Origin of the sequence: Vibrio sp. 10N.261.54.A5, from assembly GCF_041471145.1 — a bacterium.
GTDB classification, from domain to species: Bacteria; Pseudomonadota; Gammaproteobacteria; order Enterobacterales; family Vibrionaceae; genus Vibrio; species Vibrio crassostreae_C.
In genome coordinates, this window is sequence record NZ_JBFRNU010000037.1 from 1 (window position 1) to 15,592 (window position 15,592).

The 15,592-nt window shown below is 46.1% G+C and carries 8 protein-coding genes; 1 reads left to right on the forward strand and 7 read right to left on the reverse strand.

Annotated features, from left to right (window positions below; all coding sequences use genetic code 11):
• The coding region (locus tag AB4329_RS11825) for a VCBS domain-containing protein (RefSeq protein WP_372138392.1) at positions 1 to 5,750 on the forward strand (5,750 nt) is incomplete at its 5' end.
• 76 nt (positions 5,751 to 5,826) lie between these two features.
• Here the strand turns inward: AB4329_RS11825 and AB4329_RS11830 are convergent.
• The 7 genes from AB4329_RS11830 to AB4329_RS11860 all read right to left on the reverse strand — a co-directional run bounded on the left by AB4329_RS11830 (position 5,827) and on the right by AB4329_RS11860 (position 15,541).
• Entirely contained in the window at positions 5,827 to 7,140 is a 1,314-nt protein-coding gene (locus tag AB4329_RS11830; RefSeq protein WP_017061737.1) for an HlyD family type I secretion periplasmic adaptor subunit, read from the reverse strand.
• Entirely contained in the window at positions 7,133 to 9,385 is a 2,253-nt protein-coding gene (locus tag AB4329_RS11835; RefSeq protein WP_372138393.1) for an ABC transporter transmembrane domain-containing protein, read from the reverse strand. The genes AB4329_RS11830 and AB4329_RS11835 overlap by 8 nt, the downstream gene beginning before the upstream one ends.
• The gene (locus AB4329_RS11840) at positions 9,382 to 11,028 is read right to left on the reverse strand and encodes an ABC transporter transmembrane domain-containing protein (protein WP_372138395.1); all 1,647 of its coding nucleotides are present in this window, start codon (positions 11,026 to 11,028) and stop codon (positions 9,382 to 9,384) included. The genes AB4329_RS11835 and AB4329_RS11840 overlap by 4 nt, the downstream gene beginning before the upstream one ends.
• Before the next feature lie 178 nt (positions 11,029 to 11,206).
• Entirely contained in the window at positions 11,207 to 11,842 is a 636-nt protein-coding gene (locus AB4329_RS11845; RefSeq protein WP_372138397.1) for a CatB-related O-acetyltransferase, read from the reverse strand.
• A gap of 419 nt (positions 11,843 to 12,261) precedes the next feature.
• Positions 12,262 to 13,374: an NADH:flavin oxidoreductase gene (locus AB4329_RS11850; RefSeq protein ID WP_372138399.1), complete on the reverse strand. Its 1,113-nt coding sequence runs from the start codon at positions 13,372 to 13,374 to the stop codon at positions 12,262 to 12,264.
• 287 nt (positions 13,375 to 13,661) lie between these two features.
• Positions 13,662 to 14,351 carry a hypothetical protein gene (locus AB4329_RS11855; RefSeq protein WP_102320576.1) on the reverse strand — a complete coding sequence of 230 codons (690 nt, stop codon included), beginning with the start codon at positions 14,349 to 14,351 and terminating at the stop codon, positions 13,662 to 13,664.
• Complete coding sequence (locus AB4329_RS11860; protein ID WP_372138401.1) at positions 14,351 to 15,541, reverse strand: OmpP1/FadL family transporter; 1,191 nt, start codon at positions 15,539 to 15,541, stop codon at positions 14,351 to 14,353. Before AB4329_RS11860 ends, AB4329_RS11855 begins: the two co-directional genes overlap by 1 nt.
• Positions 15,542 to 15,592 lie beyond the last annotated feature (51 nt).

Below are 15,592 nucleotides of genomic sequence, written 5' to 3' on the forward strand. Positions count from 1 at the left end.
ATGTCGATAATCCAGATAACGCATTCACACCGGATTCGATTACTGGCACCAACGGCAACCTCACCATTGGTGCTAATGGCCAATGGACATTCACCGCCAACAGTGCGTTTAATCAATTGAACGTCGGCGATAAAGTCGAAGAAACCTTTACCGTCTCTTCCGTTGATGGCACACCGTCGACCATCAAAGTGACGATTAATGGCACCAATGACCGCCCTACTATCTCAGGTACCTCAAGTGGCGCGGTGATCGAACAGGGCTTGAACACGGCAGGAAACCCCGATGCGACAGGGAGCTTAATCGCGACTGATATAGATAAGTCCGACACCGTTACGTGGGCAATCAATCAACCCCAAGGTCAATGGGGAACGCTGTCGATTGATCAGCATGGTCATTGGCACTATCAGCTAGACAATTCAACCGGCGGTGCCGCGGATAAACTCGCGGCTGGTGAACATCAGTCTGAATCATTCTGGATCACCGCTACCGATTCAACAGGAGCGACAGTCCCTCATAAAGTCGTTATCGATGTGCAAGGCAGCAACGACAAACCAATTGTCAGTGCGTGGACTCAGCTTCCTGCGGGTAAAGAGGATCAACCCGTAACCATCAAGGCTTCTGACTTGCTAACACATGCAAGCGATGTGGATAGTAGCGATGTATTGCACGTGACAAATTTGCAAGCGACACACGGTAGCCTGACTGATAATAAAGATGGCACTTATACCTTCACGCCAGATAAAGATTTCAATGGTGAGATTCGACTCACCTATGATGTGGTTGACGGCCATGGGGGCAGCGTCAGCACTCAAGCTAAGTTTGATCTTATCGCAACTCCAGATAACGCGATTATTACCGACGCACAAGCCAATGCAGACTTACGGGGAGTAACTGAAGATCGCGGCTATATAGATACCCACTACCAACTGCATTACGACGGCAGATTAAACATCCAAGACCCTGATAAGGGAGAGGCACAGTTTGATCCGAATATAGGCTCACAAACCTATCAAGGTATTGGCTACGACACCAAACTGGGTGGGCACATACTGCTCATGCGCGACGGTCACTACACCTATACCCTCGACAACCGCAATATACAGAACTTAGCGCAAGGCGAAGTTAAACACGATTCAGCCATTATACGCTCAGCAGATGGTACAACACACACGATAGAGCTAACGGTTCATGGTACCAACGATGCCCCAACCATCAATGCTCAGTCCCACTCAGTGACTGAAGGTGGAAGCGTTCTAAATGGACAAATGGTTGGCCAAGATATTGATACCGGTGCGGCCTTGACTTACAGCGCACCGCAGATTGATGGCTTGGTGGTTAATCCGGACGGCAGTTATAGCTTCGATCCTGCTCACTCTAGCTATCAATCGTTAGCATCAGGTGTCACGAAGACATTGACTGTTCCAGTAACAGTCACAGACGAGCATAATGCGAGCAGCACTCAAAACCTCTCAATAACGATTACAGGGGTTAATAATTCTGCCGTTATCGGCGGTGTCTATACTGGAGATGTTCATGAAGGGCATACCTATACAGCACCAGATGGTACAATGTCTGGTGGCTACGTCGATGATCGCTCACCAGATCATATGCATGGAAACATCGGCAAATTATGGAACGACGAAATACACACTGATGGTCACCTGAACATTGTTGATCCAGACTCCGGTGAAAGCCATGCCCAAACCGGCGTTTATTACGGCACTCATGGTCGTGTCATACTTCAGAGTAACGGAGATTGGAGCTACTACGCTTCCATAGGCCAAGACGCAACAGGTAGAAAGATTGATCACCTCGGCCAAGGTGAATCGATAACGGATACTGTCACCGTCAAATCGGCTGATGGCACCACTCACGATATTGTTGTCACCGTTCATGGCGATAACGACCGTCCGTATTGTTCTGGTGAAGTGCAACTGAACAGCGGTAAAGAAGATCTTGCTCAAACCATCACAGCAACCGAGCTAATCGCTAATACTGTTGACGTAGACGCCAACGATGCAGGTAAGCTCACTATCGCTAATTTGCATGCTGACCATGGCTCGATTCAAGACAATCACGATGGAACCTTCACCTTCACTCCAAGCCACAATTACAACGGCAGCGTCCACTTCACCTACGATGTGAAAGACGCGCATGGTGGTACAACACACACTGGCGCATCAACGACGCTCTCGGCTGTTGGCGATAAAGCCCAAATCGCTGGCGTTGATACTGGTTCAATAACCGAAAACAGCGCGGGTGTCGACATGTCACCCGACTATGCTCACTCAGGCATCGCCACACTTGGCAATACAACACTCTATGCTGATGGCAAGCTGACCATCACAGACCCCGATGTAGGCGAGTCAGGATTTGAACGCCAAGGCAGCAATGGTTACGACTATCACGGCACCTATGGCGATCTAATCTTACTCACCGATGGCACCTGGCATTACCATGCCGATGCTGGGCATCTATCAGGTATAGGTGCTAGACCCACAACGCGTGGCACTGCAATTGACCAACTTGGTGAAGGGCAAAGCTTAACCGATACGATTACAGTCCATTCAAAAGATGGTACAACACACGATATTGTCATCACCATTCACGGCAGTAACGACAGACCTTACTGTTCATCTGAAGTGGTGCTTGCAAATGGCAGTGAAGATACACGCCAAACCTTAACCACCGCGCAACTGTTAGCGAATACCGTCGATGTGGATGCCAATGACGCCGGTAAACTAACCATTGAAAACCTGCATGCTGACCATGGATCCATTCTAAACAATGCCGATGGCACGTTTACCTTTACCCCAGAAAAAGACTATAACGGCGATGTACACTTTAGCTATGACGTTAAGGATGCACACGGTGGTGTGACCCACACCGGCGCAACCACCAACTTAGCTGCGGTTAACGACAACCCTGATGTGACGCCTTTAACCGACAGTGTCAGTGAGGGGGCCGATAATCATCACACCCTCAATCTGCTAGTAGGTGCCACAGATAAAGACGGCGACGCTTTAACTATCAGTCACCTTGAATATGCCATCGATGGCCAACCTCAGTCGGGCCAACTTCCAACGGGCATTACCTTAGATGCTGATGGGCATACGTTAATTGTTGATGCCACTGATCCCGCATTTAATCATTTGGCCAATGGTCAGTCGCAACAAATCGCTATCACTTATCAAGTAGAAGATGGCCATGGTGGAAGTACGCAACAAACCGCCACGCTTACGATTGCCGGGACAGATGATAAAGCCACACTGGTTTCTAATGTCATTCAGCTCACTGAAACACAAGCGCTGGATAGTGAATTTAAATTCTATAGAGGCCAGCTTCAGCTAATTGACCCTGATAGTGGTGATAACACTCAGTTTGTTTTTAGCGGGAAGTATTTAGGCCAAGGGGTTGAGCCTGGTCACCTTGATGTTTGGCCTAATGGCACTTATCAATTCAGATTAGAAGCTGTTACCAATCGTCATGCGGACGATCTCATTGGTAGCCTACATGCTGGCGAGTCGATGGAGCTCCCCTACGAAATCGAAACCAATGATGGTCAAAAGCTCACCATTATGGTGAAGGTGACCGGTGAAGATAACCAAGCAAAAATTGAAGTAACGCCCTACTCCAGCCTCAATAATCATGTTTACGAAGATCACACTTCCTTTGGCAATACCACTAATCAGCTCAGCAGTGGCGGCACGTTACACGTGATTGACCCCGATCACGACCAAGCCGGTTTTATTGCACAAACCATCACCACCGCCGAAGGTGGTCGGTTCAATATCAACGCAAAGGGCCATTGGTCATACGATATTGACAATGATAAAGTCCAACATTTAGGCGCAGGGGAAAGCTTCCAGCAAACCTTTACCGTTGAATCTATTGATGGCAGTGCTAAAAAAGATATCACAGTGACCGTTCATGGCACCAATGATGCGCCAATTGCCTCGGCTGAAGTGCGTTTAGCGAATGGCTTAGAAGATAGCAAAATTGTCCTCACCCCAGCACTGCTACTTGCTAACACAACTGATATCGATGATAACGATATTGGCAAATTATCCATTGAGAACCTACACGCCGACCATGGTTCGATATTAATTAATGGCGATGGCACCTTTACCTTTACGCCAGAAAAAGACTATAACGGCGATGTCCATTTTAGCTATGACGTCAAAGATGCCCACGGTGGTGTGACCCACACCGGTGCATCAACAACACTCTCGGCAGTTGGCGATGCTGCGATCTTCGCCGGAGATAAAAGCGGTCAAATAACAGAAGATCGCCACGTACAAGGTGATGCCCAACATACGATATTTGTCACTGGCGTGTTGAATGTTATCGATCCTGATGCCGGTGAAGATCATTTTTACGACACTCGTAATGCCCATGCGATCAGTGATCCCTATGGCGGTCATCTGACCATTGGAAAAGCCGGTGATTGGGCTTATTCGGTTCCCAATGCCAATATCCAGCACTTAGCGGCAGGGCAAGTCGAGCAGGTTCAATATGAAGTAACGACCGCTGGTGGTGATAAACAAATTATTACCATCAATGTGCATGGCACTAATGATAAACCAACAGTTTCTGAAGTTATCGCAGGTGCACATAACATTGATGAAGATGCTGCAAATGCGACCTCTGGGCAAATTATTATCAGCGATGTTGATCATAGCGATCAACATTCTGTCAGTATTGATAGCCAACATCAGCCACAGTATGGTTCTGTTACCTATAATAGCAATACACAAACTTGGGTCTACACACTTAATAACAGCAATAGCCATGTTAATGCTTTAAATAATGGTGAACAATTGACCGATAAGTTTTCTCTATTAGTCGATGATGGACACGGGGGCATTACAACTCAAGAAGTTGAAATGCGCATTGATGGACACAGCGATGTTCCACCAATGCCAACCCTAGTTGCCCCTGCAAAAATTACCGGCAGTGCAGGCAATCAGGACCTGCATGCCTCAATCGGAATTCCTCCAATTATTCACCAAGGAACGCCTACGCCAATGACAGGCTGGGGAATATCAGATCACCACGGACACTCTCTCACTGCATTACACGGTCAATTTGGTACTTTGCATGTCAATCCTGCAACCGGAGAGTTGAGTTACGATTACCAACAAACTTCATCAGGCGTCGTTAAGACACATACAGGAGGCTCTTACGGTAGTGGTACAGACGAAACCGACTCGTTTGTTTTAACCCTAGGAGGCGATCAAAACTCACAAGTCGCGGTGCACCTACATTTGCACTCGCAATCCGTCCATGGAAACAGCGGACATCACATTGACCAAACCACACTAACTGGCATGGATTTATCGCCAATCGCTCCACCACCTCCTCCAGCACCCGGCATGAGCCAAGCGGATGAACCGGATGCCTCTTTCAGCACCCCTGATGAAGTTACTCTTAATTTTGATGAGGTGACGGCAAACCTAGAACATACAGCGATAGGCGAACACGAACAGCGTTCTGGTGCCCATGCTTACCTAGACGCTCTGGGTATTAATGCTGACTCGCCGTCTATAGATTCACCGTCACACAATGTACCAGTAGCGCATGATATCGATATCATTTTCAGTGATGCCGAGAGTGCTTATGGGGCTGAGCAAACTGACGATGGTATGAGTGATGGGCTGTCTCACCATACCGATAACCCATCTATTGATGATTCTTTACACCATCATAATGACGTTGACGGACTGCCTGACATAGACCCAAATAACTAGAACATCACCCCTTCGGTTAGATAAAAAAAGGAGCACGGCATGTGCTCCTTTTTTATGCAAGCCAGAGTGGAGGACTTTACCTCTCTCCAAACGCCACGCTAACATTGGTATAAATCGGTTTCCATAAGTATTGGAACACCGACTTCTCGCCAGTTGTGATGTCTACTTCACCCGTCATACCCGGCAGTATGGAAAAGCTTTCAGGGTTATCACGGAAGTAAGGCGTATCAACCGACACTACAACTTCATAATAGATCTCGCCACGTTCGCTTTGACTTGTGGTCGGTGAAATACTCTCTACCGCCCCTTTTAAAGCCCCAAAGCGGCTGTAATCAAACGCATCAATCTTGACTCGAGTGGGCTGCCCAACACTCACAAAACCAATATCTCTTGGGGACAAACGTGCTTTGAAGTCAGCGTTCCCTCCGACAGGCACAATTTCAACTACCGTGCCACCCGGCTGAATAACACCACCATCCTGCGTGCTTGGTATGCTTTGCACCAAGCCTTGTAGCGGTGACACTAACATAGTGTTCGTCAATTTAGCTTGGCTTGAACGAACTCTAGCATTCAATGCTGATAAGTCAGATACGGCTTTAGAACGATCATCGCTCACTTTAGCTTTCGCTTCCGCCAGAAGCTGTATGATTTTTTGGTCATTACTGTCAGCTTGTCTAATCAATACCGACTTCTTACCACGAGCTTCTTCGATTTTCTGTTCGATACTGGCCAATTTTTGTCGCATTTCAAGCACACGTAAACGTGAAATGTTACCCGCTTTATAACCCTTCTCCAGTATGTTCAACTCTTGCTTAGTCGCATTTAACTCTTTCTCATAACTCGGCAAGGCCTTTTCTACGCTACGAAGCTGCTCTGCAATTTGCTCGCTCTCTTTCTCAAGCACCACACGCTTTTGGAAGTAGAGGGCTTTTTGCGCGTTCAGCTGCGCTTTTTGCTGGCTGACGATCTCTGGGTAATCGACCTCAAACTCAGCAAGGTTAGGCTCACGTTGCTCAAGCAACGCATTCATACGTTCCACACTGGCTAAAAGCGTCACTTGTTGGGACTTTAGCTCTTCAAGGGCGGTACGCTGGAAAGTGGCATCAAACTCAACAAGCGGCTGGCCTTTCTCTACCAACTGGCCTTCTTTAACAAGAATTTGCTTTAACTTACCGCCAATCGCACTTTGTAATACTTGCTTCTCGCCTTCCGGAATCACAGCACCTTTGGCTTTGGCGATTTCATCAACTTGAGTGACTACAGACCAAGTGGCAAAAGCAATAACACATAAGGCAACCGACCATGTGGCCAGCGCCAATGTACGAGCCGTATTTTGTGATTCAACAAGCTCACCGTAGCGCTTGCCCTTCTCGATAGATTGTTTAGTCATTAGCGACTCCTTGCTTAGACTCTGATTGTTCTTGTTGGGCTGCATTTTGTTGAGCAGACGCCTCTTGAGTTGACGGCTGTAGCTCTTGAGATAACGGTTGCTCAGATAACTGCGGTTCTTGAGAAGCTTGAGGCTCTGAAGGCTGTTCCTGCTTCGAAGACTGCTCCGGCTCTAATGGACCGGCATAAACCACTGCACCTTCATTTAATACCACCACTTTATCGGCAAGCTTGATTAAATCCGGATCGTGGGACGTGTAAATCACCGTTGCTTTTCCTTTTTTCGACTGCACAAACTCACCAAATATACGTTTAGTATTTGGGTGAGCATCAGGCACAGGGTTATCCATTAAGAACATTGGGTAGTCATAAACCAGCGCTTTTGCATCAATTAGGATCTGCGCGACGCTGCCAGACAACATGTCAAAAAGGCTGTCCGGCTGAATACTGCTGATGGAAGTATCGAGCCCACCTGATAATGTCTCGAACCAACGCTTTCCGCCGACCATTTCAATTGCAGAGATCATTTTCTGATCTTCGACTTTGTGACCGTCGTTTAGCCACTCTCGAATACTCAGCGTAAGCAAATCAGGATATGCGGCTCGAATGAAACACCAGTGGCGATAAAGCTGCGGGTCGTATTGAACGAGGTTAACGCCTTCAAGCTCGACCATGCCATTTTGGATAGGCTGCAAGCCAGACAGCACTTCAATTAATGTTGATTTACCGCTCCCAGAAGGGCCGGTAATCGCGACAACTTCACCGGCTTCAATATCAAAACTCACACCATTCAAAGCGGGGCGACTCTGTTTGGGATAGCGCAGCGTCACTTGGTCTAATTTCAAGTTAGGCGCTACCACGGGTAACGGGTGATGCTGGTAACTGAATTCACGCTCAGACGGCTGAGACAAAATACGGTTCACTTGCAGCTTGGATTGATTAAAGCTATTAAAACGCATCGCGCTGTTTGCCAACACCTGAGCAGGACCCGTCACCTTAGATATCAACATCATTGAAGCAATCAAACCACCGGGCGTCATCACTTGTTCAAAAATAAGTCCTATGCCTAACCCCATCACGGCGAGTGTCGAGCCCACACCAATGAAATAGTAAATCGAGGTGTACCGACTCTGGAGAACCGATTGATTAAAGGTCACTGTTGAAGCAAGAAGATTGGCTTTTTTGAAACGTTGAATCCAGTGCTCTGAGAATCCAGCACTGCGAATAAAGGCAAGCTTGGATGACAGCTCATTAGTCATGTTTTGACGATTCGTACCTGCGACTGTCGATTGCATCGAGCGCTTGCTGCTAGAGCGTATCGAGCGTTTTGCTAGCAAGTAATAAAGGATTAAAGAGACGGCTGGAACCAGTACCAACCATCCGCCTAAAACTCCTATCGCTAGTACAAAAATTAGAATGAATGGTAGGTCAAATAACGCATTTCCTAATGGCCCCGATAGCACACCTGAAATACGCTCTGACAACATCACTTGGTTTTGCTGACTAGAAGAAGCTGTTTGCTGATTTTGAGCATAGCTATTACGAAGCAGACGCTGCACGAGGGATTGAGAAATCTCACGACTTACTCGGTTGGAAACTGAAGCAAACACTCGGCTACGTAATGTTCTCAACCAACCCATCATCACAAACAACAACACCGCGCCAATGGCGATACCTTGCAACTCATGCCCTGCATCACCACCAATCACATGGTCATAAATCGACATCGTGATGAAGGGAACAGCAAGCGCAAATAAGTTAGTGATAAAGCTGACCAATAACAATTTAGGAATGATGGGGCGAAACGCATGTAACCTTTCACCAACCCAATCAGGAGAGGCCTTCTCTAATGGTGGCCCTTCGATAACAATACAAAACTGAGGGACATCGGTGATGTCGTTATTGGCATTAAAGGCAACAAATTGCTTGGATTCCAAATGACCAGAGACCAGCTCATGTTCACCAAGTACCAGTAAGACCAATTTATGTTCACCAACTTCATCTAGGTTGGCAACCAAGCGATAAGGCAGTGCAAGCCTGTCGAACAAGGCAAACATATCGTCGATTGATTCAATGCCATTTTCATCGACCCATTGATGTGCGAACAACTGGATATTAGCATTAACTTCCAACTGCTTAAGAACGGAAAGGCTCTCGGTTTCTAAATGATTCATCACCTCTTGTCGACCGCTGGTATCTGCACGGTTGTTCGTACCTGAAGGGTTACCAATATCTAAACGATTCATACGACGGCCTCCTGATTGCTCTCGCTGTCGACCGTAATAGCTCGACTTTCCACTGTAATGATTCGATTAGCAAATTCGCGAAGCTTCGAATGGTAGCTCACCATCAGTATCGTGCGTCCTGCCGTTACTTCTTCTTCCAACACCTTAGCTAGATTCCCAAGGGCGTCTAAATCAAGTGAAGAATCCGGCCTTTCCAACATGATTATGGGTTTATCACTTGCCAATTGAGCCGCGATATTGAGCATTTTCACGTTACCCATACTCAACAAAGAAGCACTCGTATGGCCAATTTGTGTCTCTAGTCCATCGGGTAATCGAGTAATCTCTTTGGTTAAACCCAAACGCTTTGCATAGTCACTGGCGCTTTGCGTTTTCTCAGGGTCAAACCCGCACAAGTTGTCGAGAATAGTACCCGACACCAACTGCCCTTTAACGCCACAGTAGGCAGCAATATTGGTTACGGATGCGATTGAAACTGCAGCTCCGTTAATGAAGCACTCACCCGCTTTTAGATCATCAATACCTGCAATCGACGACAATAAATGACTGTTGGTGTGGCGATCCTCACTCTCTAACAAAACCAACTCACCTTTATTCAGTGTGACATCTGCATGAGAGAGTTCACCATATCTTTCAACGGTCGCTTGCTTGATTTCCAACGTCTCAAAGTCAGATAAGTGGTTCTCAACTTGCTCAGAATCTGAAGATTCCGATAATGATAAGTCACTCAATTTTTCTATTGCCTGATTGGCACTGTGTATTGAATTAAGCTTAATTCGAACTCCCACCAGAGCACTCAAAGGCGCAACCGCTCTGCCAGATAAGATAGAACATGCCGCCAAGCCACCAGTAGTTAACTGACCATCCAACACCCACAAGCTCCCCGTAATTACGAGTAAAACTGACGTGGCTAATGCGGCAAGCTGAATACATTCTTGGGCAAAGGCGTTCTGTTCTTCTTCTCTCGCTTTAGACTGAGAGCGAACGCTATTGAGGGATTTAAACTGATTGAAGATTCGAGACTCAACAGCCTGACGTTTGATTCCTTGAATGGTTTGGCTCAGTAAAATCAAGAACGCTTTTCGCTCCTGCTCATCTTGGGAAGCTTCTTCACTTAAGCTTTTAACGCGAATAGAAGATAACCAAACGATTCCGAGAGTAATCAGCCAAACTGCCAAAGGTATCGCCACCAGCTCACCGCCGATGTAAGCCACCAAGCCCAAGAAGATCAAGGCAAAAGGCAAATCAATAAAGCCTGCAATCACACCACCGGAATACCAATCTTTGACTTTGGATACAGAACCAAGCCCCTCTTCCACGCCGCCAACACCAATGTGGCGGAGATGGCCTGATGAAGCCGTTGTTACTCTTTCAACCAAAGTTTGATAGGTCGCTTTCTCGGTATTGCTGGCCGCGGCTGACAAAAGCCAAGTACGCACAAACCGGATCAATGCTTCCATGGCAACAGCCAACGCTGCACCCGCCAACAACAAAGTGGCAGTACCGTAACTTTGGTTAGGTAAAATACGATCGTAAATTTGCAAAACCGTTAACGGAACGGCGAGAGAGAGAAGATTTATGAGTAAAGAAGGCAGTAAGACTTTCCCCACCACCCCTTTGTTTTTCATTGAACTTGCGGGCATACACAATCCTTATCCATGCTTATGAAATAAGATTGGTACACCATGTTGAGTATTGCAAGGTAACGGACTGATTTAACGTGTTTTTCAATATAAATATGACACAGATCTTTCTACACAAATCTGTGGCTATACCCGTACCTTAAAAACGCTCCTTACAAACGCTCGTTACAAGTGCTCCTTACAAACAATTGTCGTAATCCGTTATCGCCTGCTTTAACTTTGAAAAGTCTGAGTTACATAAATACGGTTTCAGCGCTTCAAATTTATCTGAGGGCCACTCGTATATTTTGAATGACATGAGTTCGTCAATAACGGACTCATCAAAGCGGTATTTGACGACTTTAGCTGGAGAACCACCGACAATGCTGTATGGAGCGACGTCTTTAGTCACCACACTATTCGCTGCAACCACAGCGCCTTCGCCAATCGTCACACCGGGCATCACCATCGCTCTCATGCCTAACCACACCCCATCTTCAATGTGAGTGTCACCTTTGCCAAGGTAGGCATCGTCGATTACATCCATAAATGGATACAGCGAAAACCAATCAACTCTGTGGGTATGGTTGCCACCCATTAAAATCACAACCTCTGCGCCAATGCAGACATAATCGCCGATATGGAGTTCGTCGATTTCCCATCGAGGCTCCCACTGGCGGCTGACTTCGTCGCCATGTAAATAACGGACGACAGATTGCTCGAACCCATTATCCCAGCAATCGCTGTAATAACTGTGTTGACCTTTTACGTGAATATTGGGGTTGGTTACGACTTCATGCAGCAACTCGAATTTGGACCAATGCTTCTTTTGCATTTTTACCTCTGAATGATCTATTAAGTTTTATTCGTTAACTATCAAAATGTTCGACGATGCAAATCCAAGGTGCACAAACTAACGCCCTATAAACACAGGGTTCACTGGGATGAATAGTGAGTATCACGCTTAAATCATAGCAATATCGCTAAAACTAAAGAGACGTCAGTGGATTCGAGGTTGCTTAAGAAGAGGAAGTAGTTTCAAAGTTTGCTCAGTTTTTATCGATAACTTGGTTGGATAATTTACAGGCGTAGTGTAACTGTTTAGTCGCGCCAATTTGACAGGAAGATGTGATTAATAAGGTTTCAAATTTCGTTTCGTGGAATACGGAATGAACAAGAGCCTGCGCGATTACACAGGCTCAAACTTAGACTCAGCTATAAACTTCGGAGCTCGCTTGGAGCTGGGCTCAGCGACTACATGCGTGCAAGCTGTACTTTTCTGTCTTTATTCACCACGCAGAAGTTACCGCGCTTAGTACGACACTTAGAGCATCGTTCGCATTCAACAGGGCTTCTATCCCCTTCCTTCCAACGCTTCACTAAATGGGGTTCAGAAAGCAGCGGTCTTGAAAGCGCGAAGTACTCAATGCCCGTGTTGTTTGCAATCGCTTCGATAGCATCAAAATCCGTTAGACCACCAACCGTGATCACTGGGATATTAACGTCTTGGCTAATCGCGTGACCATACTCATGGAAGTAGCCTTCAGCTTGAATGGTAAAACCATCGTGCGACTCGCCAATCATAGTGTCTGCTTTGCCATGAATATTGCCTGACACGACAATGCCATCCACACCCACTTGTTCAAGCTTTTTACAGACAATACGTGTTTCCTCAAAGGTGACGCCACCTTCAAAAAACTCGGATGCCGTGAGCTTAACCAAGATAGGGAAATCATCACCCACCAGCTTACGTGTCGCGGTATAGATCTCTAACAAAAATCTCATGCGGTTTTCTAAGCTACCGCCGTATTCATCTTCACGTTGGTTGTAATAAGGGCTTAGAAATTGGTTAATCAGGTAAGTGTGAGCGGCATGAATTTCAACGCCATCAAAGCCTGACTTCTGTGCTCTCAAAGACGCTTGAGCAAACGCATCAACAATGTAGTCGATCTCGTCTTTGGTCATCGCTTTGCCTAGAGTTTGAGTTCCTTTTTCTGGAACCTCACTTGGTGCGTAGATTACTCGCTCGCCAAGGTCATGCGTGGTTTTGGTGCCACCATAAGCCAACTGCATCAAGATTTTAGAGTCGTTGTCGTGCACCAGTTGAGTCAGCTTTTGATACTCTTCAATGAATGAGTCGTTATACATACCCATCATGCCTGCATTCGGCTTTTCTTCTTCAACAATGTTCGCGTAGCCCGTCACGATCAGGCCGACTTCACCTTGAGCCAACTCTTCATAGATAGCGTACAGTTTATCTGTCATATGCCCATCTTCGGTGGCCATATTTTCCCACGTTGCACTTCTCATGAAGCGATTCTTTAGTGTCATCTTGCCAATGTGGGTTTCTGTAAACAAAGTGCTCAAGTGTCTTCCTCTCAAAATCGTGTTACGCAAGTTACCCATTAAGCATGGGCACTGATTCAGGCGGATACTACAGAGAATAAGGCAGCGAAAACTTAATCTAGATTAAGAGAGCGGCACTCTCATGTGAGAAAGATATAGAAAGCATCAAAAAGAGATAAAAAAGATTGGAGAAATGGTAACAAAAGAAAGTCGCTAAGTTTTAATAAGCGACTTTGTTCAATTTAATCTGGACTAAGTCAATGGTTCTTACGAGAGGTGTCCACCTGCGAATTTCTGCCTGCTAACAGTTATTTGAACTCATAGGTGTAAGACGCGCCAACACTGTTATTTTCACCGAAATCGTCCTCAGCAAAAATAGTGAAGAAGTTGAATGATTGAGCGTCACTCAACTTGTAGCTAGCACCGACGCCTGCCCAATACCCTGAATAATCATCAGACCCCATTGAACCGCCACCGAAGCCCATGATAGACCATTCATCAGTAATCGTTTTTAAACCAAACGCACCAATGTAGCCACCGTGTGTTGAGCTCGACATCAATACATAGTCAGAACCAACATTATCATCATCGAAAACCGCTACTTCGCCGTCATTATAGCTGTAACCAGCCATAGGGAAGATTTGCCAACCGAACGGCTCAATATCGAAATAGCTCAGTGGTATAAATGTGCCAATACTGTAGTTGTTCTTATAAGCATCGTTGTCATATTCAGAACGGCTAAAGTTGAAGTTAACAATACCCATAGGCAACAGCCATGAGCCGCCTATTCGCCATTCTTCGCCATCTGCGTTAACACGAGCATTGATCATTCGTGCTTCATCAAGCCCAATAGACCCAGAGAACTGCAGATCTTCGTTATAAGCAACGCCAGCTTTGGTTACGATTTTAGTCGGATCATCAGGGTGCTTCTCTTCAGCAAAAGCACCCGTTGAAAATAAAGACACTAAAGTAATGATTAGTAGATTACGTAATGTCATTAGAAGGTCGCGCTAACACCAACAAAGTGGATACGGCCATCGAACGAACCATTCAACAGATTAACTTGACCAAATCGACCATATCGATCCATCTCAACTGAACCCAAATCAGCGTATTCATAGAACACATCAATTAAGATGTTGTCCCAGTAGGTAGATGCGCCAACTGAGTAGCGGTACTGTTCACCCACAGGAAGGTCAACCCATTGCATTGACGGATCGTCTTGCGGAGAAGTTTCGTAAGAGAAGCCAGCTTTCAAACGCCAGTCTGAATTCAATTGATAATCCGCACCTACCGCAAATTTCCAAACGTCATCCCAGTCACGCTCAATCGAAACACCATTAATTGGACTTCCTGCTATTCCAAAATCAAGAACGGTTGTATCCCATTCACTCCAACGGTGGAACTGAATACTAGCAAGCAGGTCAAGTTGAGAGTTCAAAGCATAGCTCGCACTGACATCGATGATTTCAGGTAAAGCAATATCAGTTGATAATGAATTCAATACGCCTTGGTTAATAACGCCATTTACATCATTGTTAAACTCATGCTCTAGCTTAGAACGGTAACTTGCGCCCAGCTTAAGTTTATTTGTCGGTGTGTACATTACGCCAAGGTTATAGCCGTATGCCCAGTCAGTATCTTGCTTCGCAGTAAGCATTGACGTTGTTTGTTTGAATGCAGCCCAACTTAATTGTACACCCGCCCCAACCGACCACTGGTCATTCAGTTGGTAACTCAGTGATGGATTCACTTGCATCGCAGTAAGCGTAATATCTTGAAGTAAAAGATGACCTGCCCATTCGTTACCGTAATCAAGGCTAGAGCCACCAACGGCACCAAGTGCAATACCAAGGTGTAATTTGTCAGTGACTTGATGAGCGTGGAAGGCACCAAATGACGGCATTACGGAATGAGCTTTACCATCTGGATTACCACCGTTATCTTGATACTTCATTTCAAGATCGAATGCCATGGTGTTGATGGTCGTTTTGCTTTCGCCCATGTGAGACATAGTGGCAGGGTTTGTCCACATCGCCGCTGCAGATCGAGTGTAAACACCATCACCAGCGCCAGTAGTACCAGCGTTGGCAACGACAGCTTCTTGCAAAAACAGGCCACTTGCGAATGCATTTAAGCTCGTAAAAATTGCAGTGGCAGCTAGAGAGTAAGTAAAAGTTTTGTTCATCAGAGCGCTCATTTAGCCTTAGACATTAAATTGCTCTAAGGTTACCGCAAA